The sequence below is a fragment of the Ochrobactrum sp. SSR genome (genome assembly GCF_030067775.1).
Classification (GTDB): domain Bacteria; phylum Pseudomonadota; class Alphaproteobacteria; order Rhizobiales; family Rhizobiaceae; genus Brucella; species Brucella teleogrylli.
The window spans coordinates 942,796-961,145 of sequence record NZ_CP125971.1 but is presented as its reverse complement, the minus strand read 5'-3'; the positions used below and the strand labels follow the sequence as shown (position 1 = coordinate 961,145).

Here is an 18,350-nt window from a genome sequence, read left to right as displayed (position 1 = left end):
AAATGCGATTGATTTAGATTGCGATTAACATCTAAATTTGTTATAGATGTCAAATGAAATCTAAAGGAGACGGCAAATGAGAGTCAGCCGAGCGCAGGCGGAAGCCAATCGCGAGACAGTGATCGATGTCGCAAGCAGGCTTTTCCGCGAACATGGATTTGATGGCATCGGACTAAAGGACTTGATGAAGGGCGCCGGCCTGACACAGGGGGGCTTTTATAAGCAGTTCGAATCCAAAGATGATCTAGCGGCCAAAGCATCACGCCGCGCGATGGAAGGTGCTACTCGCAGGTGGGCCGACGCTGCTGCGGGCAACGCCGTCCAATTGGAAGCGATTTTGAATCTCTATCTCTCCCTCGACCATCGCGATGAAATTGGTGATGGGTGTCCTCTCGTGGCGCTCGGGGCGGACGTTGCACGCCAAAGCCCGGACGTGAAAGCTCCCTTCGAGGATGGTATCCGCGGCCATCTGGCCGTTCTTGATGAACTCCTCACAAGCACACCGGCCCAAGAAAGAAGCGACAGAGCCATGGCACTGCTTTCCATCATGGTTGGTGCCGTTACGCTTTCTCGCGTTGTGAACGATAAGGACCTATCCAAACGATTTCTCGATGCGGCAGCTGCCGAAGCAAGGCGCATGAGCGGTCTGGCCGGTGCTCCTTCGGAATCAATGGAGTGAAAACGGAGTATTCGTCATGCGTCGTATCGTTGTGACAGGAATGGGAGCAGTCAGTCCCCTTGCAGCCAATGTGCCGGTAACCTGGTCCCGTTTGCTTGCCGGCCGTTCGGGCGTGAAACGACTTTCCGATGACATTGTGGGCGACCTGCCATCGAAAATTGGTGGTGTGGTGCCAACAATATCGGAAGACACTGAGGCGGGCTTTGATGCTGATAGTGTTCTTGCCCCAAAAGATCAGCGCAAGGTAGACCGTTTCATATTATTCGCCCTTGCAGCGGCTGAAGAAGCGCTGAACCAGGCTGGATGGAAACCGGTTTCGGAAACCGAGAAAGAGCGCACTGCTACAATTATAGCATCCGGCATTGGCGGTTTTCCCGCAATTACCGCAGCTGTCAGAACCGTTGACCAAAAAGGTGCCCGTCGTCTTTCACCGTTCACCGTTCCGTCGTTCCTCGTCAATCTGGCGGCAGGACAGGTGTCTATTCGACATGGTTTTAAAGGGCCAATTGGAGCACCGGTAACGGCTTGTGCGGCTGGCGTTCAGGCAATCGGAGACGCCGCACGCCTCATCAGATCCAACGAAGCCGATATCGCGATATGTGGCGGGACCGAAGCCTGCATCAACGAAGTCAGCCTCGCCGGATTTGCTGCCGCAAGATCGCTTTCAACGAGTTTCAATGAAACTCCAGAAAAGGCCTCCCGCCCTTTCGACACCCAACGTGACGGATTTGTTATGGGCGAAGGTGCCGGCGTCCTCGTAATCGAAGCGCTCAGCCATGCATTGGCGCGAGGCGCAACTCCGCTGGCTGAGCTGGTTGGATACGGAACATCTGCTGACGCACATCACATCACCTCAGGGCCCGAAGATGGCAGCGGCGCGCGACGGGCAATCGAGATTGCAATATCTCAAGCGAGCATCCGTCCTGATGATATCGCTCATATTAATGCACACGCAACCTCCACACAGATCGGAGATCTGGGAGAAATAAGGGCAATCAAATCAGTATTCGGCGCCGAGGCCAACGTCGCTGTCAGCGCAACCAAATCGGCGACTGGCCATCTCCTGGGCGCAGCCGGTGGACTGGAAGCGATTTTCACGATCCTTGCTCTGCGTGACCAGATCGCACCACCCACTCTTAATCTGGACGACCCGGATAGTGCCGGTGAAGGTCTCGGGTTCGTGGCGAAAGAAGCCCAGTCGAAAGTCATGGAATATGCACTTTCCAACGGTTTCGGCTTCGGCGGCGTGAATGCCAGCGTACTTTTCCGCCGCTGGAACGACGAGATTTGAAACAGAAACAAAATCCGGACAGACAGGCTTACTACGGTTAGTCGTGAAACACTGAGGACCGCTCCCATGAATCGCTCAAAACCTGATGTCGCTCTTGTCACCGGGGCCTCTTCCGGCATCGGCCTGGCCACGGCAAAAGCATTGCTAAACGCCGGATACCGTGTGTTCGGGACAAGCAGGCGCGCAAATTACGAAAATGCCGACGGCATTACCATGGTGCCTTGCGATGTCACTGATGAGACATCGGTGGGAAAGCTGGTCGAGACTGTCTTGAAGGAAGCTGGCTCGATTGAAGTGCTGGTAAACAATGCCGGCATTGGCCTCCTGGCCGGGGCGGAAGAATCCTCAATCGCTCAGGCGCAAGCCTTGTTTGATGTGAATGTTTTCGGTGTCATCCGTGTTACGAACGCAGTTCTACCCGTAATGCGGAAACAGAAGTCAGGCCGCATTATAAATATGAGCTCGGTACTCGGTCTCATCCCGGCGCCTTACAACGCGCTTTATGCCTCAACCAAACATGCAATCGAGGGCTATTCGGAATCTCTCGATCACGAGGTTCGCACGTTCGGAATTCGGGTGGTTCTGATCGAGCCTGCCTATACTCGCTCCGCCTTTGAGGAAAACGTACTGAAGCCCGATCAGCCTATCGGCCTGTATGAGCCGATGCGCTTTACGATGTCGGAGCACTTGCGCGATCAGATCGCTGTCGGAGATACCCCCGAGACGGTAGCGACTACAGTTCTCGCAGCTGCAACTGCGACCTCTCCCAAGCGCCGCTACCCCGCCGGAAAGCTCGCTGGAAAAATACGATTGCTGCGCCGTCTGGTACCTGAAGCGGCATTCGATAAAAGCCTGCGTAAACAATCGGGCCTACGGGTCTAGTTGGATAGTTATCCCTTAACTTAAGGAATCTCTTATGAAAATCGGTGTCATTGGCGCTGGCAATATTGGTGCTACCCTCGCAAGGAAGCTGGCAGCTTCCGGCCATGAAGTTAAAATCGCAAACTCAAAAGGTCCGGAATCTCTTCGCGCTCTGGCGCACGACATCGGGGCGACAACCGTCACGAAGGAGGGGGCGTTAGAAGATGTCGATGTAGTTATCCTGTCCATTCCATTTTCGAGTTATCGTGAGTTAACCTGTCACTTTCTCAAGGTTCCACGGAACACGATAGTCGTTGATACGTCCAACTACTACCCTTTCCGCGACGGCGTGATTTCAGGCATCGATGGTGGCATACCAGAGAGCGTCTGGGTCGAACTGCAACTTGGACTTCCAGTTATCAAGGCCTGGAATGCTGCATTGGCGACCACTCTGGCCGAACGTGGCAGCCCGAAGGGAACAGCGGGCCGCATAGCGATACCTGTGTCCGGTGATGAGCCAGCTTCTAAATCGATCATCATGGGGCTCGTCGAGGAAACTGGTTTTGATGCAGTCGATGCCGGAGTTTTATCGGAATCTTGGCGTCAACAACCCGGAACGCCCGCCTATTGCACGGAGCTGACCAAGGACGAATTGGTTCTGGCACTGGAATCGGCTGACAGGCTTAAAGCACCAGTTAATCGAGATCGCCTGATTGAGAAATTCATGCAGTCTCAAGGCGGCGTTACACATGATGAAATCGTTGAACTAAATAGAATTGAGACTAAGTAACTGAGCCAGTCGTTTCATTCCCAGATTGCCAGTCAAGATTCTTAACAACCCCACCCTTGCCGATACGCATTGATAGGAACCGAACCAAAGTCCACCGTCTCCTATACACTAGGCTGCTGTAACTTTTATGCTCAGCGTGGAGACGTTCGTTCGCGACATACGCGTTCCATCATCGCTTTACGGCAACACATTTCACCTCAGCGAGGAGTCCCTGGTGCGCGAGCTCAGAGACACCTATCCGGGTCCACGCATAGGTTCCCTTCGGAAAGACCTCGTTTTTGACGGTCCGGAACACGTCCATGTGCTTGGACATTTCGACGTGATAGCTTGTCATTTCCACGATGTCATCGAACGTGCAATGAGCGGCTCCGACGACAATCCGTAAATTGTCCCACATAGCTCTGAATTGCTCTGCCGGATCATGAATGATCTTTAGATCCCTTGTCCGGCCGACTTGGCCGACGACGTAAATTGTGTCTCCGACTTTAACTGCGGGAGCATAACCTGCTCGGCTGACAATTTCTCGCATCTCGTCGGGTATGATGATCTCTCGATCCATAGTGGTCCTCGCAAAGGTTACTTATTGCTAGCGGTCCATGCCTCGCGAATTTTCAAGCGCCGCTGGATTAATAGTCAAAACGGCCGGCGATGTCGGGCAGCCTTTCACTTCGCCCGCCGGAGTGAAATCTGTATATTTGCGTTTGTAATCAAAAACGTTCATCAAACGCTCAAAACGGTAAGGAACCTCACGCGGTTTCAGGCCAATTCGGCCGATAACGCTCTTCATCTTTGAGATAGAGATGGATGCGTTTTCAACGGCTCGTTCCCAAACTCAGATACATGTCTCAAAATAGCCGCGTCACGTTCCCAGACGAGACGCGGCTGGCAGTCCATCGACACAAACGACTTTTGCATAATTCATGCCGCCGCTACTTAGCAGCTTTGGCTGCTTCCTCGATAACCTTTGCGACTGCAGTCGCCTGCGAGATGTAGATTGCGTGGCTGCCCTCGACCTCTGTCACCGTTGAACCAGCACGCTTGTACATCCAGCGCTCCAAGTTGGGGTTTATCGGCATGTCGTCCTTCGCGACGATTGCGTAGCTCGGCTTATCGTGCCAGGCGGCAACAGGTACCTGCGTATCGGTGGCGGCAACGGCGACGGGCATCTGAGACCGGGCCATGAACTCGGCTTGAGCCTTGGGCAGATCTGCTCCGAAATCCGCAGCGAACTTTGACGGGTCGATAAGGAGGAACCCATCCTTCAACGGCTTGATATCCTTGGTGGGTGACGGCATAGACTGGAGCAATTGTGTGGTGCTTTCACCCTTTTCAGGCTGTAGCGCTGCGACATAAACAAGTGCCTTGACCTTCGGATCATCGCCTGCCGCCGTGATGATCGTACCCCCGTAGCTGTGACCGACGAGAACAACGTTTCCGTCCTGCTGATCGAGAATGCGTCTGGTAGCTCCGACGTCTTGTTCCAGACTTGTAAGCGGCTGCTGGACAATGCTGACATTGTAGCCGTCGCGGGTCAGGATGTCATAAACGCCGCGCCAACCAGAACCATCGACGAGCGCGCCATGAACGAGCACAATGTTGCGTGCGTCCGCTAAGGCCGGGGCTGTAACAGCAGTAGAGGATAAAAACGAAACTGCGAGACCAGCCGCTGCTTTGCTAATTATGGACATGATAATATTTCCGTTAATTTTGTGTTTCGAATGACAATACTTCGATCATTGAGCCATGGACATGTCTTTCCCTGTCCAAGAAGAGGCGGATGTGATCGTGGGCGGCTCGGCATCTGTTGGCGTCCTGCAGCGGAACAGGGCAAGACTTCGATACGATCCAATAGCTAGCCGGGATCTGACGTGGAGGTGCGACCTTCCTTCGCCGAGTGCGATAGAAAGCTGCGGCGAGGCGATTTGGTTTAAAACTCTCGCTCATTCCTCATCCTGCCACCGGCGCAGATCCGTCTGATCGTGATAACCCATGCGATCAGGCGTGGTGATAAACTCGATCATCGTGCCCCACGGCGTGCGGCAGTAGCAGACCTTGTTCCCTTGGCCTTTCTCGGTCGTATAGGGAATATCGCGGGGCGCGGTTAGGGGCGAGCCTCCTGCCTTTTCAAAGCGTTTGACCGATGCATCGATGTCGTCGGTATAGACGCCGAAGTGGGTAATGCCGAAATCGCTAGGGCGAACAGGCTGGACTTGTTGGGGGCCGTGCATTTCGAAGAGCTCGATATCGGGGCCGGTTCCGATCTTGACCATCGCCTGTGCACGGACAACGGTGCCTGGGAATGCACCAGTGGCCCGTTCGAATTCGGGGCCCTGCCGCGGCGGATCCTGGGGCCCGAAGGATTGATAGATCACCTGGCCACCGAAAGCTTCTACCAGAAATAATTTTGCTGCTTCAATGTCGGGCACCGTGATGCCGATGTGATTTACGCCGCGAATTTGAGGTGCAGTCATGACAATTTTCCTTTCTTGTTAAATCAATCGAGCGCGATCGAGCCCAATTTGCCCGGATCGCAGCGTTCACTTGGCCTTGAGGAAATCGATGAGAGCAGCGGCCACTTCATCCGGGCGCTCGTCCGCCAAATAGTGACTGCAGCGGGCAATCGAGCCGCCCGTTACATCTGTGGCGAACTCCTTGAGCATCGGGACCATATGCGCACCGAAACGATGCTCCCCGCCAAGCCCTAACGCCGGTATCTCCAGCGGGTGCTTTTTATAGTCAAGCGAAGCGGCATGATCTGCGGTCAGGGTGCGATACCATTCCATGCCGCCTCGGGTGCGGCCAGGGAGGGCCATGGCTTTCGCATAGATTTCGATGTCTTCAGGATTAAAGGTGCTGTGGTCGTAAAACCGCTCCGCCATGAAGGCCGAGACATAGTCGTATTCGCGGCCATAGATCAGACGCTCTGGCAGATCCCGGTTAGCATGGAACGCAAAGTGCCAGATCTTTGCCGTCGCCACCTCCCACCGGCTCCAGCCAGGAAGCGGAACATCGAGGACGGCAAGGTGAGTAACCGCATCTCGATAGATAGCGGCCTGCGGAAGCGCCACCATTCCGCCGATGTCATGGCCGCATACGGCGTAGCGTTCATGCCCAAGGGCGATCATGACCTCGTGCGCGTCGCGCGCCATCGTCGCCTTGTCGTAGCCGTCAAGCGGGCAGTCGGAAAAACCCGCACCGCGCAGATCAATGGCGACCACGCTAAAATGTTCGGCCAGCAGCGGCATGACGTGGTGCCATTCCCACCAGGTTTCCGGCCAACCGTGAAGTAGAAGGATCGCCGGGCCTGAGCCCCCCGTGACGGCATTGATCTTGATGCCATTCACAGGCACCAGCTGCTGGGAAAACCCTTCCAATGTCGGGATCATAACTCTTTTCCGTCGATGTTGATGTTAAACTGAGCTCACGACCAGCTCAGGGCTGATCGAAATCGGTGGCGATCGAGATATCGCGCCAAGCGTCGATATCGCTGCGGAACGAAGCAAGCTTTCGCTCAGCGATCGAATGCGCGACGGGCCCAAGCGGCAGATGAAGCGGGGTGTCATCGGCGTCGGCCGCCTGCAGGATTACCGCGACCGCCTTATCAGGGTCTCCCGCCTGATTGCCGTTATTGGTTTCGCGATAATGCCTACGCGAACTCTCAGCGTATTCCGGCATCTCGTTGGCCGCCATCGTGATCGAACGGCCGAGGAAATCGGTGCGAAACGGCCCAGGCTCGACGATCAGCACGCGGATGCCGAACGGCTTCAGCTCACCGGCGAGCGCCTCGGAAACCCCTTCAACCGCAAACTTGGCGGCATTGTAGTATGCTGCGCCGCCGCTCCCCGCGATCCCTGCGCCGGACGATATGTTGACGATCGTTCCGCCAGAACGTCGCAAGGTCGGCAGCGCTGCTCTGGTGGTTTCGATAAGACCGAAAACGTTCACCTCAAACATTGGTCGATATTCTTCGGACGTGCCTTCCTCGAGCGCGCCAAACAGTCCGTAGCCGGCATTGTTCACAAGTACATCAAAGCCACCGAATGTCTCGACCGCCTTTGCGACTGCGGCTTTGGCTGCCGCTACATTCGTCACGTCGAGCGGCAAGGTGATCATACGGCCGTCGAATGGCCGAGCCATGTCTTCGATCGTTTTGACATTGCGGGCAGTCGCGACAACCTGATCGCCGCGCTGTGCTGCAGCGATCGCGAGCCGTTGTCCGAAGCCGCTCGAGCAGCCTGTGATGAACCACGTTTTCATGACGTTTCTCCACTTGTTTTCGAAGTATGACTTGAATCTATATGTTTATATTTGTACTTGAAGTGACAGTTTTGTATTTTCAATGTTCATTTTTGTAAGGGCTCGGCCGTGGAATGGAGTGATGTAAAAATCTTCCTTGCGATTGCACGATCCGGCACACTCGGCGGCGCTGCGCGTGCTCTTCATACAAGCCATCCGACCGTCGGCAGACGGCTGCGTGCCCTTGAGGAGGCGATCGGCCACTCGCTCTTCCAGCGGACCGCGGACGGCCTCGTGCTTACCGAAGAGGGCCATGGGATCATTACTCTGGCAGAGCAGATGGAAGAAGGCGCGCTGGCCATGGAGCGGCGCCTTGCAGGACAGGAGCAAAACCTCAAAGGCAGTCTGCGTATCTCATCAGCAGACTGGTTCGGTGCCTATGTTCTGCCCCCCATCTTGGCAGATTTCTCGAAAGCCTACCCCAATGTAGACGTCGAGATACTGACCGGCACCCGCCTGTTCAACCTCGCCCAAAGGGAGGCCGACGTCGCCTTTCGTATTGTTCCGTTCGACACTGCCGATGTCGTTCAACGGCGGCTGTTCAGGCTCGAATACGGCGTCTACATCGCCGAGGAGTCGCCTGACCCTGAATATGGCGACGGGACTGGTTTCCGGCTGATCACCCACGATACTTCGACCGGGCAGTTCCCCGATATCGCCTGGCTCGCCGAGAGTTTCCCGAACGCGAGACCCGTGCTGCGATCAAACAACCGAAACGTCCAGGGGCGAATGTGCAAACAGGGCGTTGGAATCGCCGTCCTGCCCCGCGTTGTGGGTAATCAGATCCCGGGTCTCCGCAGACTGGAACTCCCCAAACCCCCGCCGGCGCGAGACGTCTGGATGGGATATCACCGGGACCTGCGACGTCTTCAGCGTCTTCGTGCGTTCATTTCGACCGTCTCAGACCACCTCACAAATGCCTCTGCATGGTAACTCGCCCGAAGAAGATCGGTTCACCCTGCGACGTCGTTTAAATCACTGTGGTGGCAGATAGACGAGGCAGACACGTCACTTGCTGGCCGCAATCTCCTTGTGCCGCTCCACCACAGCCCTCACTATCATTCTCATTAGTCCTTCGACAAAGTGCTGACTGAGACCGACATCATTGGCGATGCTCTTCAGTCGATCCATTTGGCGACGCTCCCGCTCACTATCAATCGCCGGCATCGCCTGTTCGGCTTTCAGGTGGCCGACCTGCTCGGTACAGCGAAAGCGTTCGGCCAAAATATTGAGAAGAGCTGAATCCAGATTGTCGATGCTCTTCCGATAGGAAGCAAATTGCTCTGCCGCATCATGCGTCATGATTTAAATCCTCTCCAGGCAGTTTCAATGGTGCGAAGTGCAGCTCACGAGACGGGATGCGCATTGCGACGTGACAGGGCAATCGTCAACCATATTGCCGAAACCAGAAAGTAGAATGCTCCGACGCCAGCGTAGCCCGCAACCGTGGAGATAGAAGGCTCCTGCGGCATTTGCGCTTGAAAGATGAAGAGCGCCCCGGCCACAGAGGATTGGCCACCGCTCAAAATCATCGCCCACTGACCTCCACTCGTTTTCCAACGCCGCACGGCAGTTCCAAGCTGCAACAGCCCCGAAAAGATCGCCCATAGACCAAAAGCACCGAGAACCCAGTTCATGCTCATTGTTAGCGCCAGGATCACGGCTATCGTCATAAGCGAGCTTGCTGCGACGTTGATCGCCTGGCTTCGGTTGGCGGCAAGACCACCACTCCTTGCAGCATCGAAAACGTTCGCGATTGCATCCCAGGCGGGATAGATGATCAGCAGTGCGGCAGCCACCGCAAAGGAGTGCCGTCCGGCAGTCAATGCAGCCGCGACCCACAGCACTGAGAAGGCCGCTCTGGTAAAGTAGTACTTCTTGAGCCACTGGTCGTTGCCGCGCGGGGCGCGGGAGGTCTGGTTGTTCGACATTGTTTTCTTCCACTTTCTGAACTGGTTGACTAATGGTTCGCACTAGCGTCGTCAGATGAAGCCGATATGCTTGCTAAAGAGGGTTCTCGTTCCATTCAGGACGGCCGATGCGATCTCTTTCGCCGGATAGTTTCCCAGCTGACATTTCGGAACTATCGAGGTCATGCGGGCCGCTGTGAGAGGAACCTCTGCCCCTGCGGCCGTGGATACCCTTGATCCGCATGCTTTTCTCGAAGGTGCCGCCGATCGCCTCCTGCCCGCCCATCGGCCGTCAGGATCGAACTGGTTCGGTTGATTTCAACCTGTCGTGAAGGCGCGATTGCTGATATCGGCATCACTTGTTGGACTTTGCGTCGGCTCATGGATTGTTTTCCTGCGGTTCGCCATTTAATGGCCTTAGATGCCGGCGTACCATTCGTACCCGCGATCTTCCCAATAGCCGCCGTTACCGCCCCACAGGCCGGCGAAGCTGTCGACCAATTCGATGCGCATGATGTACTTTGCCTGTTTGTACCCCAGTTGCCGCTCGACCCTGAGACGCAAGGGCGCCCCGTGGCCAACGCTGAGGTCCTGACCATTCATCTCGTAGGCGAGGATGGTTTGAGGATGAACCGCGTCGATGAGATCGATGCTCTCGTAATAGCGTCCGCTTCCATCGAGCGTCTTTTCGAGCTCGTCCGCACAATGCAACACTACAAAGCGCGCCGTAGGCTCGACCCCGGTCAGGCGCAACAGATGAGCGAGCGGCACGCCCGTCCATTTGCCGATGGCGCTCCAGCCTTCAACGCAGTCATGGCGGGTGATCTGCGTTCGGGAGGGAGCGTTTTCAAATCGGCGAGCGAAAACTCTCGAGGCCGAGCAACAAGGCCGTCGACCTTCAGTCGCCAGTTTGCAAACTTTCCTTCGAGCAGTTCCGCATATTCGTCGCTGTCAGGAGCACTCGTTCCATTGACGCGGAAGGAGGAAGAGATGTCCTTTTCGTCAAACTCACGCGCCAGCGCATCGCGCCCTTGAAGCAGTCTCTGCGCCTTCATGGTCAGGCTCTCGGCTGAGCGAAGGACATTCGCGATATCAGCGTTCTGGTCTAGCAGGTCACAACCTGACAGGGTCAGAGCACTGGCGCCAAGCGTGCCGCCGATGAGAAAGCGGCGCCGGGTAAAAAGCTTGCTCATGATTGCGGGCCTTTTTCCCGGATCGCATAGCGTCCAGTGATCATTGAGCGGATGTTGTTCCAGCTCCCGGACAGGACCACCATTATCAGGTGCACGATTACGAAGACGACAAGCGCCGACGCTGTGATGAAATGGATCGTGCGCGCGGACTGGCGTCCGCCGAAAATATCGACAAGGGACGGCAGAGCGGCATCGACGCCTGGTGACATGGTAAGGCCTGTCAAAACCATCAGAGGCAGGAGGACGACAATGACCGCCAGATAGGTGAGCTTCTGAAGTGCATTGTAATGCCTAGCCTTCTCCCCTTTGGGAAAGCGGAGACGAGCGTGGTCGAGGATTTCGCGAGCGAGGTGGCGCGGCGAAATCTCATGGAGCTTTGGAGCAAGGTCTTTGCGGAAATGTCCGCTCAGCACGCTGAAGCCGAGATAAATAATGCCGTTGATCACGAACAGCCAGGCGAAGAAGAAATGCCAGCGACGTCCGGCCGCAAGATCCTGGAATGAAGGGATGGTTGCCCAGGAGGGAAAAGCGCGTGAGACTTGTTCGCCGTCAGCCTGAGAAACGCCAAGGACGCCTGTGGTGGGTAGTTCCAGGCCTGCAACGCGAACAAAACCGCGCGGTTCGCCGCCTTTGTCATCGGCGCCAATCGTCACGACGGCAGGATCACCGTCGGCGCCAGAATGTCCCCAGTATAGTTCGGGGTGGGCGTTGAAGATCTGCAGCCCGCTCAAAAGAAGGAAACTCAGGCAAAGCACGTTCAGCCAGTGCGTAAGCCGGGTCACAACGGAGTGGCGGCGGATAAAGATCGTCCGAGGATATTGAACATTGTCATTGGAAGCGTGTGCGCTCATCTCAGCGTCTTTCATCTGTGCATTTAGCGGCTGCAGACCAGGCAGCGTCGATCTCTGGTCGCTGGCCGAAGCAGTAAGGCGCCTGCTCCGGCCAGTAGCGGCGTGGTCTTCACATGGGTGGAACCACGCCATTCTTGCCGACGACCACCTGGTGGGCTATCGGGCCTGTTGCAGCCTTTTCGGCGGTGATGAAGACAACGGCGCCAGGATCGAGATCATCCTTGGTGGCCGCGGCAATGGTCACGACCGGTGTCCCATCCGGAATGGCGATCTTCTTTTCCTTGCCATGATAGGTCACGGTGACAGTCCGGCCATCGACGCCTTTAACGGCATCCGCGACCGTCGCATTGGTCATGCTGCTGTCGGGCTTCAGATCCCAGCCGTAGCTCCCCTCGCCTGTGCCTTTCATTGCCGGCGGGAAAATGAGGACCTCAAGCGCGCCATCGCCGCCGTCGGCCTTTGGCAATGATGCGATACCCACAAAATCGCCCGGCTTGATGTCGGTGATCTTTGCCTTGGCAACGCTGGCGACTTTCCAGTCGCCGGCAAGAGCGACATCGACGGTCTCACCTTCGCGGGTCTTCACTTTGAGCGTTGACCCCTGGTAGTCGACTATGCTGCCGCGGACATGGATCGGCGCGGCTTTCTTATCCCCGGCAGATGCGGGTGTCGAAAGGACAGTTACAGAAAGGATGCAGGTCAGCCCGAGGGCCAAGGCTGGGAAAACATTTCTCATTTTTATCTTCCTACTAGTTGGTAGTGTCGCTGACGCGATTGACCCGGGTAGCCTGGCTACCCGGGATTAGTGAGAGACAGTCGGCGTAAGACGATTGAGGGCAGGTTCGAGTATCATTGAGAACACTTCCGGCTTCCCATAGGCCCTCGCCGAGAGCATTGCCCCGTATACAGTTGCCAGAAATGTTTCGGCTTCAACATCCGGCGCACTGGTGAGAGTGAGGGAACCCTCCCTGGAGCCACGCTCAATGACTGAGGTTAGCCATGAAGAGATGAAGCCAAAGAAGGCCGTAACCTCCTTTGCGACCTCCGGCGGCAGGGACGGCAGCTCACCGGCAAGCAGAGCACACACGCAGTAAGGTCGGCTGGCATCCTCAATGCATCTCGACCAGTGGTTTGCATAAACCTTAAGGATGTCGAGTGCATCCGGAACGTTCTGTTCAAGGACTACCACGCTCGCCTGACCATCTTCGCGATACCGCTTGACCAGCTCACGCACCAGATCGACCTTGCTCGGAAAATGGTGGTGAATGCTGGCCTTTCTGATTCCGACCTCTTCCGAGATGTCAGCATAACTGAATCCATTGTAGCCCCCATTCATGATGAGGGTTCGGGCAGAAGCCAAGATGTCGTCGGAGGTCGTTGAAAGATTACTCATGTGTTTTGTCTACCTTCTAGTAGGCAGAACGTCAAGAACAAAATTCCGCTTTATGTCAGCCGTCGGTGGACAGGGTCAGATCAGTCCACGTTTCGATTTCCTGTTTGTCTGGGACTTTTGCCGCCAACCACGGGCAGCTCTCCAATAGCGCCCAGTCCACTTTCCACCCCTTCGCGGTCGCTAACAGTATGAAAAGCGAAACGACCGCTATCAGTAAACTTTTCGGCACCGCGAACGTCCGAAATGAAGGCGCTAAACAGTCCGACCGCTAGCGACCCAATATCGGTCGCCAGAACCAGAAGAGGGCGGCTCCGAAAACGGCCGTTTCAGCCGTGAATGGTCTCTCCGCGTTCAAGCATACCAACAAAATCCCTGATCTTTCGGGCTCTGGTCTCAGCTTTCTTCACCGCGCCAATCCGATGCAAGATCGCATATCGGTTAGCGCCAGTGAGCGTAGCGAAGAAAGCTGCGGCCTTCGGGTTCGCATCGAGCGCAGTCTGCAAGTCCGTTGGGACCTCAGCTTTGCTAGCTGGTGCATACGCCGCCTCCCATCTGCCATCTGCCATCGCTTTATCAATTTCCAATTGCCCAGACGATTGCATGCGCCCCGCCGAGATCAGTTCCAGCGCGCGTTTCCGATTTTCATCCGACCACTTGCTACGCGGTCGGCGGAGTGTAAAGCGGACTAACCAGCTGTCAGCGTCGTACTTGTCGAGTTGACCGTCGATCCAGCCATAGCAAAGGGCACTGTCGATCGCCTGAGCTTTGGTGACGCTTGCGATGCTCGAACCCTTCTTACGAAATCTAACCCACGCACCCTTGGAATCGCTCGGTTGCTCCGCCAACCAGCTCTCCAGTGCAATTTGATCAGCAAATGAAACTATCGGAAGGCCAGAACGCAATTCAGTCATCCTCCACCTTTAGCGCGGTCCGAGGATTCGATAAATATCCGCTTCCGTTAACCCGGGTCCGATAGCTGTCGATCCGCAAACCAACCCTTCGCAGTCATTATTAGTATGAAAAGCGAAACGACCGCTTTCAGCAAACTTTTCGGCAGCCTAAACGACCGGAATGAACACGCAAACCGGTCATGTGCGGATCTGATTGCTAGTCAAGAAGCGAACTTTCGTTAGAGCGTAGACCGCTACGCCTTGAAGGGATGTGAATCTGAGGCCCGTTATTTTCATACTCAATGCGCAGAAATTTTAATTTTTTTGCAGAGACTTAGCAGTTTCATTCGTTGTAAGCGCTGTTTTCAGGCCACGGCTTTGAGATCGTGCGTTGCGGCATAGGCCCAAGGCAGCAGGTCGTCGATCTGGCTATTTGGATGATTGTTGACGATCTTGGTGAGGACGTCTGAGAGATAGGCCAGTGGCTCGACATTGTTGAGCTTTGCCGTCTCGATGAGCGAGGCGATAGTCGCCCAGTGTTCGGCCCCGGCGTCAGAACCGGCAAATAGCGCATTTTTGCGATTGAGGGCAATTGGCCTGATTGACCGTTCGACGACGTTGGAATCGATCTCGATCCGGCCATCGTCGATGAAGCGGGTCAAGCCGTCCCAGCGTGACAAGGCATAGCGGATTGCTTCGGCGAGTTTTGTCTTCTGGCTGATGTAGCCGAGTTGTTCACGCAGCCAGGGAGCGAGGCTGTCGGTAATCGGACGACTTTTTTCCTGACGGGCGACACGACGCTCCTCGTGGGGCCGGCCACGTATCTCTTCTTCGATCCTGTAAAGTTCGCCGATGCGTCGCAGCGCCTCGCTGGCGATGGGTGCCGGACCAGCGGCAGCAAGCTCATAGAAGCGGCGTCGAACGTGGGACCAGCAGAAGGCCAGCGACACGGTGTTCTTTGCCGCGAGCGGGCGATATCCACTGTAGCCGTCTACCTGCAGGATGCCGACGAAACTGTCGAGATGGGCCATCGGTCGTTCGCCTTTGCGATCTGGCGCATAGACATAGGTGACACCGGGCGGGTCATCGCCCTGCCACGGCCGGTCATCTCGTGCATAAGCCCAAAGCTGGCCGGTCTTGGTTTTGCCACGTCCCGGATCGAGCACCGGGGCCGTCGTCTCGTCGGCGAAGAGCTTGGACGATGACTTCAGATGATCGAGCAGCCGCTGATGGACCGGGCGTAGATGCCAGGCGGCGCGACCGACCCAGTCGGCGAGCGTCGAACGGTCGAGGTCGATGCCCTGACGCTTGTAGATTTGCGCCTGGCGATACAGCGGCAGGTGGTCAGCATATTTAGATACCAGCACCTGGGCGACGGTTGCCTCTGTCGGGATGCCGCCCTCGATCAGCCTTGCCGGGGCCGGAGCCTGGACAACGACTTCTTCACAGGCCCGGCAGGCATACTTCGGGCGGCGCAGCACGAGCACCCGGAATTGGGCGGGCACAAGATCGAGCTTCTCGCTGACATCCTCGCCGATCCGATGCAGGTCGTTGCGGCAGCAGGGGCAGGCATGGTTATCGATATCGACCACGATCTCGACGCGCGGCAGATGCGCTGGCAGTGAACCCCGGTTCGTAGGCCGTTTAGCGACCTGCGCCTGGCGCAGAGCAGTCGAGCCTTGTTCCTTCTCTTCCAGCCCGGCAGCCTCGATCTGTTCGGCCTCTTCAAGCCCAAGCAGAAGCTGGTCCTCTGGAAGCGTCTCTGCCCGTCGACCAAAGCGGTGACGCTGTAATTCCTTGATGATCTGCCGCAGGCGGGCATTCTCCGCCTCACGCGAAAGCACCATTGCTTTCAGCGCGTTCAGGTCATCCGGAAGCTCGTCTGCCGTCATCGTCATGGATCGAGAACAGCATATTTTGCCGCTCGGAGCGAGACGCTGAATGGCTCTGATTCAATTGGTCGCGCCCGTTATCCGGCCTTTATCGGCGTGCGCGTTTCGCTCGGCGCATGCACGCGTTTCCAGTCCAATCCTTCGAACAGAGCCGAGAACTGGGCGGCCGTCAGATGCATCACACCGTCTTGCATTCGAGGCCAATGGAACTCGCCATCCTCGATCCGTTTGGCGACCAGGCACACGCCGCTGCCGTCCCAGAAGATCAGCTTGATCCGGTCCGTTCGTTTGGCCCGGAATACGTAGATCGTGCCCGAGAACGGGTCGGCACCCATCTGGGCCTTTACCAATGCCGCCAATCCTTCAGCACCTTTGCGGAAGTCGACAGGCTTGGTGGCGATCATCACTTTTACCGCACCGGACGGGCCAATCACGACTGAGCCTTCAACGCCTGGATGACGGCGGCAATGGTTGCAGCATCGGTGCCAGAGGCAATACGCAGCCAAGCTCCATCAATCCGCAATTCAATGGCCGCCTCCGGAGAAGTTCTTCTTGGCAAACGTGCTTGCCGCGCCCTCTTCGGTTCCGAATTCTCGGGCGACACGACGACTGCTGGTGCAAACATTGGTGCTTGCTCCGGCACCGACAACACATCAAGCGGCTTTCGGGCGAGCCGTCGCCATGTGAACAACTGCTGCGGCGTCAATCCATGCCGCCGCGCCACAGAGCACACCGTGACGCCGGGCTCGCAACTCTCCGCAATGATCTGCGCCTTCTGATCGTCGCTCCATTCGCGACGACGGCCATTGCCTGTGAACACCTCAAACCGGCGTATCGGCTCATCCTTGGATTTAAGCGTAAGTTCTGAAATCGACATATGTCCTAGCCCTCTTTCGAGGTTGAACATCAATGATCAAGCGATGATCCGGAAGGTGGGGTCAGGACAGCGCTTACCATTCGTTAGTTGCGGCTCGCCGCTCCTTCGCCAAAACCGGCTGCCTGTTTGTAAATCCTGCGATCTTGATGAGTGACGCCAATAATCCGACCAGAGCCAGAGCACTCGCCGGCACCAGCATAGCCGCGACAGGCGTCCCGGCCGCATTGGCCACCCATGGCATGAGATTTTGGGCTATGAACCCGCCCAGATTACCAATAGTACTGATTGCCGCGATCGCCATGGCTACCCGCTGTCCGGAGAAGAACAATGAGGGCAGAAACCAAAGGCAAGGAAAGAGCAATGATATACAGGGTGTGCCGATAGACATTGCAACCATACGCATCCAGTTCTCAGGCAGCGCCGTGCTGAGATAAAAGCAGACAAGTCCAAGACACGAAATTGCGATCATTGCAGTGAGTACTGTCTTTTCTTTACGCAAATGACGCGGCACCACAACCAGAGCACAAGCTCCGATAACCCATGGTATTGCGCTAAGAAGACCATTTTCCGTTCCTGATACGCCAAAACCACGCACTACGGTTGGTAGCCAGTATATTACGCCATAGAGGGACGCCAGGATGAGCATGTAGATGATGGCGAGCAGAAGCACCCGCCGGTCCCAAATGACCGCAAGCGGGTTGCCGTGTTGTCCATCTGGCGTTTCCTGCCCGAGCCGCTCCCGCAGCCACTTTCGCTCCAAAGTGGAAATGAATTTTGCATCGTCGGGTCCGTTTGGCAGAAAGACAAGCACGAGAGGGGTCAACAGCACCGCCGGAAGCCCTGTGGCCAGAAAGACCCATTGCCATCCGGCGAAGCCAAGAAAGCCATCGAGATCGAGCAAGAACCCACTGACCAGTGAACCGAACAGGTTGCCAAAAGCGCTACCCAAGGTCAAAAAGCCGAGAACGCGAGCCCGGTATTCTTTGGGAAACCATAATGTGAAGTAATAGATTATCCCGGGATAGGCTCCCGCCTCTGCACAGCCAATCAGAAAACGGAAGGCGGCAAAAAGGCTACCCGACGTCACCCAAGCCGTCGCAATCGTCAAAAGTCCCCAGGTCAAAAGAATTCGCGCCAGCCACAGCCGTGCGCCAAAACGGTTGACCGCATAAGCACTTGGAATTTCAAGCGCCAGATAGCCTATGAAGAACAAAGACGAAGCAAGTCCATAGAGTTGTTCTGTCATGTCCAGTGCGGACACCATCTGCAGTTTTGCGAAGCCCACATTGGCGCGGTCAATAATCGCGATTAGATAAATAAAGACGACGAGCGGCACGATCCGCCAGGTAATTCGCTGAAAAAGCTTCTTTTCGTCGGCAGTGTATATCGCTTGTTTCACGCTTACTCCCCCCTTTCCGTTTGCGTCA

General features: G+C 56.1%; 20 protein-coding genes and 1 pseudogene. 5 read left to right on the top strand and 16 right to left on the bottom strand.

Going from position 1 to position 18,350, the window contains the following annotated elements:
• Positions 1-76 precede the first annotated feature (76 nt).
• The 4 genes from QLQ11_RS21965 to QLQ11_RS21950 all read left to right on the top strand — a co-directional run bounded on the left by QLQ11_RS21965 (position 77) and on the right by QLQ11_RS21950 (position 3,621).
• On the top strand, positions 77-679 hold the full coding sequence (locus QLQ11_RS21965; protein WP_121539482.1) for a TetR/AcrR family transcriptional regulator: 603 nt from the start codon (positions 77-79) through the stop codon (positions 677-679).
• 16 nt (positions 680-695) lie between these two features.
• Entirely contained in the window at positions 696-1,970 is a 1,275-nt protein-coding gene (gene fabF / locus QLQ11_RS21960) for a beta-ketoacyl-ACP synthase II (RefSeq protein WP_121539481.1), read from the top strand.
• Between the two features lie 66 nt (positions 1,971-2,036).
• Positions 2,037-2,852, top strand: a complete 816-nt coding sequence (locus QLQ11_RS21955; RefSeq protein ID WP_283735405.1) for an oxidoreductase — start codon at positions 2,037-2,039, stop codon at positions 2,850-2,852.
• A gap of 34 nt (positions 2,853-2,886) precedes the next feature.
• The gene (locus QLQ11_RS21950; protein WP_121539479.1) at positions 2,887-3,621 is read left to right on the top strand and encodes an NADPH-dependent F420 reductase; all 735 of its coding nucleotides are present in this window, start codon (positions 2,887-2,889) and stop codon (positions 3,619-3,621) included.
• Positions 3,622-3,790: 169 nt separating this feature from the next.
• Here QLQ11_RS21950 and QLQ11_RS21945 read toward each other — a convergent pair whose 3' ends face one another.
• From QLQ11_RS21945 to QLQ11_RS21925, 5 genes are all read right to left on the bottom strand, one after another.
• On the bottom strand, positions 3,791-4,150 hold the full coding sequence (locus QLQ11_RS21945) for a RidA family protein (protein ID WP_235859051.1): 360 nt from the start codon (positions 4,148-4,150) through the stop codon (positions 3,791-3,793).
• Between the two features lie 400 nt (positions 4,151-4,550).
• The gene (locus QLQ11_RS21940) at positions 4,551-5,309 is read right to left on the bottom strand and encodes an alpha/beta fold hydrolase (RefSeq protein ID WP_283735406.1); all 759 of its coding nucleotides are present in this window, start codon (positions 5,307-5,309) and stop codon (positions 4,551-4,553) included.
• 252 nt (positions 5,310-5,561) lie between these two features.
• Positions 5,562-6,092: a VOC family protein gene (locus QLQ11_RS21935; protein ID WP_121539475.1), complete on the bottom strand. Its 531-nt coding sequence runs from the start codon at positions 6,090-6,092 to the stop codon at positions 5,562-5,564.
• Between the two features lie 66 nt (positions 6,093-6,158).
• The gene (locus tag QLQ11_RS21930) at positions 6,159-7,007 is read right to left on the bottom strand and encodes an alpha/beta fold hydrolase (RefSeq protein WP_121539474.1); all 849 of its coding nucleotides are present in this window, start codon (positions 7,005-7,007) and stop codon (positions 6,159-6,161) included.
• Between the two features lie 46 nt (positions 7,008-7,053).
• Positions 7,054-7,878, bottom strand: coding sequence for an oxidoreductase (locus QLQ11_RS21925; RefSeq protein ID WP_121539473.1), 825 nt, complete (start codon positions 7,876-7,878; stop codon positions 7,054-7,056).
• Positions 7,879-7,986: 108 nt separating this feature from the next.
• Here QLQ11_RS21925 and QLQ11_RS21920 point away from each other — a divergent pair, with 108 nt between their 5' ends.
• On the top strand, positions 7,987-8,850 hold the full coding sequence (locus QLQ11_RS21920; protein ID WP_121539472.1) for a LysR family transcriptional regulator: 864 nt from the start codon (positions 7,987-7,989) through the stop codon (positions 8,848-8,850).
• A 75-nt stretch (positions 8,851-8,925) separates the two neighbouring features.
• Here QLQ11_RS21920 and QLQ11_RS21915 read toward each other — a convergent pair whose 3' ends face one another.
• The 11 genes and pseudogenes from QLQ11_RS21915 to QLQ11_RS21865 all read right to left on the bottom strand — a co-directional run bounded on the left by QLQ11_RS21915 (position 8,926) and on the right by QLQ11_RS21865 (position 18,322).
• On the bottom strand, positions 8,926-9,219 hold the full coding sequence (locus tag QLQ11_RS21915) for a chorismate mutase (RefSeq protein ID WP_121539471.1): 294 nt from the start codon (positions 9,217-9,219) through the stop codon (positions 8,926-8,928).
• Between the two features lie 44 nt (positions 9,220-9,263).
• The gene (locus QLQ11_RS21910) at positions 9,264-9,848 is read right to left on the bottom strand and encodes a DUF308 domain-containing protein (RefSeq protein WP_121539470.1); all 585 of its coding nucleotides are present in this window, start codon (positions 9,846-9,848) and stop codon (positions 9,264-9,266) included.
• Positions 9,849-10,244: 396 nt separating this feature from the next.
• Positions 10,245-11,020 (bottom strand): annotated as a pseudogene (locus QLQ11_RS21905) (molybdopterin-binding protein).
• Complete coding sequence (locus tag QLQ11_RS21900; protein WP_121539468.1) at positions 11,017-11,871, bottom strand: cytochrome b/b6 domain-containing protein; 855 nt, start codon at positions 11,869-11,871, stop codon at positions 11,017-11,019. Before QLQ11_RS21900 ends, QLQ11_RS21905 begins: the two are co-directional and overlap by 4 nt.
• A 109-nt stretch (positions 11,872-11,980) precedes the next feature.
• Positions 11,981-12,607, bottom strand: a complete 627-nt coding sequence (locus tag QLQ11_RS21895) for a hypothetical protein (protein ID WP_121539467.1) — start codon at positions 12,605-12,607, stop codon at positions 11,981-11,983.
• A gap of 66 nt (positions 12,608-12,673) precedes the next feature.
• Complete coding sequence (locus tag QLQ11_RS21890) at positions 12,674-13,264, bottom strand: TetR/AcrR family transcriptional regulator (protein WP_121539466.1); 591 nt, start codon at positions 13,262-13,264, stop codon at positions 12,674-12,676.
• A 326-nt stretch (positions 13,265-13,590) separates the two neighbouring features.
• Positions 13,591-14,175 (bottom strand): YdeI family protein, encoded by a 585-nt coding sequence (locus tag QLQ11_RS21885; protein ID WP_121539465.1) that lies wholly within the window; start codon positions 14,173-14,175, stop codon positions 13,591-13,593.
• Positions 14,176-14,519: 344 nt separating this feature from the next.
• Positions 14,520-16,052, bottom strand: a complete 1,533-nt coding sequence (locus QLQ11_RS21880) for an IS66 family transposase (protein WP_371836024.1) — start codon at positions 16,050-16,052, stop codon at positions 14,520-14,522.
• 71 nt (positions 16,053-16,123) lie between these two features.
• On the bottom strand, positions 16,124-16,480 hold the full coding sequence (gene tnpB, locus QLQ11_RS21875; protein ID WP_109366349.1) for an IS66 family insertion sequence element accessory protein TnpB: 357 nt from the start codon (positions 16,478-16,480) through the stop codon (positions 16,124-16,126).
• Positions 16,477-16,953 carry a transposase gene (locus tag QLQ11_RS21870; protein ID WP_109366348.1) on the bottom strand — a complete coding sequence of 159 codons (477 nt, stop codon included), beginning with the start codon at positions 16,951-16,953 and terminating at the stop codon, positions 16,477-16,479. Before QLQ11_RS21870 ends, tnpB begins: the two co-directional genes overlap by 4 nt.
• A 43-nt stretch (positions 16,954-16,996) precedes the next feature.
• Positions 16,997-18,322 (bottom strand): MFS transporter, encoded by a 1,326-nt coding sequence (locus QLQ11_RS21865; RefSeq protein ID WP_121539343.1) that lies wholly within the window; start codon positions 18,320-18,322, stop codon positions 16,997-16,999.
• Between the last annotated feature and the right edge of the window lie 28 nt (positions 18,323-18,350).

Coding starts and splice junctions, on each gene's coding strand:
- QLQ11_RS21965 (WP_121539482.1), top strand. CDS start 77: ATGAGAGTCAGCCGAGCGCAGGCGGAAGCCAATCGCGAGACAGTGATC.
- fabF (WP_121539481.1), top strand. CDS start 696: ATGCGTCGTATCGTTGTGACAGGAATGGGAGCAGTCAGTCCCCTTGCA.
- QLQ11_RS21955 (WP_283735405.1), top strand. CDS start 2,037: ATGAATCGCTCAAAACCTGATGTCGCTCTTGTCACCGGGGCCTCTTCC.
- QLQ11_RS21950 (WP_121539479.1), top strand. CDS start 2,887: ATGAAAATCGGTGTCATTGGCGCTGGCAATATTGGTGCTACCCTCGCA.
- QLQ11_RS21945 (WP_235859051.1), bottom strand. CDS start 4,150: ATGCGAGAAATTGTCAGCCGAGCAGGTTATGCTCCCGCAGTTAAAGTC.
- QLQ11_RS21940 (WP_283735406.1), bottom strand. CDS start 5,309: ATGTCCATAATTAGCAAAGCAGCGGCTGGTCTCGCAGTTTCGTTTTTA.
- QLQ11_RS21935 (WP_121539475.1), bottom strand. CDS start 6,092: ATGACTGCACCTCAAATTCGCGGCGTAAATCACATCGGCATCACGGTG.
- QLQ11_RS21930 (WP_121539474.1), bottom strand. CDS start 7,007: ATGATCCCGACATTGGAAGGGTTTTCCCAGCAGCTGGTGCCTGTGAAT.
- QLQ11_RS21925 (WP_121539473.1), bottom strand. CDS start 7,878: ATGAAAACGTGGTTCATCACAGGCTGCTCGAGCGGCTTCGGACAACGG.
- QLQ11_RS21915 (WP_121539471.1), bottom strand. CDS start 9,219: ATGACGCATGATGCGGCAGAGCAATTTGCTTCCTATCGGAAGAGCATC.
- QLQ11_RS21910 (WP_121539470.1), bottom strand. CDS start 9,848: ATGTCGAACAACCAGACCTCCCGCGCCCCGCGCGGCAACGACCAGTGG.
- QLQ11_RS21900 (WP_121539468.1), bottom strand. CDS start 11,871: ATGAGCGCACACGCTTCCAATGACAATGTTCAATATCCTCGGACGATC.
- QLQ11_RS21895 (WP_121539467.1), bottom strand. CDS start 12,607: ATGAGAAATGTTTTCCCAGCCTTGGCCCTCGGGCTGACCTGCATCCTT.
- QLQ11_RS21890 (WP_121539466.1), bottom strand. CDS start 13,264: ATGAGTAATCTTTCAACGACCTCCGACGACATCTTGGCTTCTGCCCGA.
- QLQ11_RS21885 (WP_121539465.1), bottom strand. CDS start 14,175: ATGACTGAATTGCGTTCTGGCCTTCCGATAGTTTCATTTGCTGATCAA.
- QLQ11_RS21880 (WP_371836024.1), bottom strand. CDS start 16,052: ATGACGATGACGGCAGACGAGCTTCCGGATGACCTGAACGCGCTGAAA.
- QLQ11_RS21870 (WP_109366348.1), bottom strand. CDS start 16,953: ATGTTCAACCTCGAAAGAGGGCTAGGACATATGTCGATTTCAGAACTT.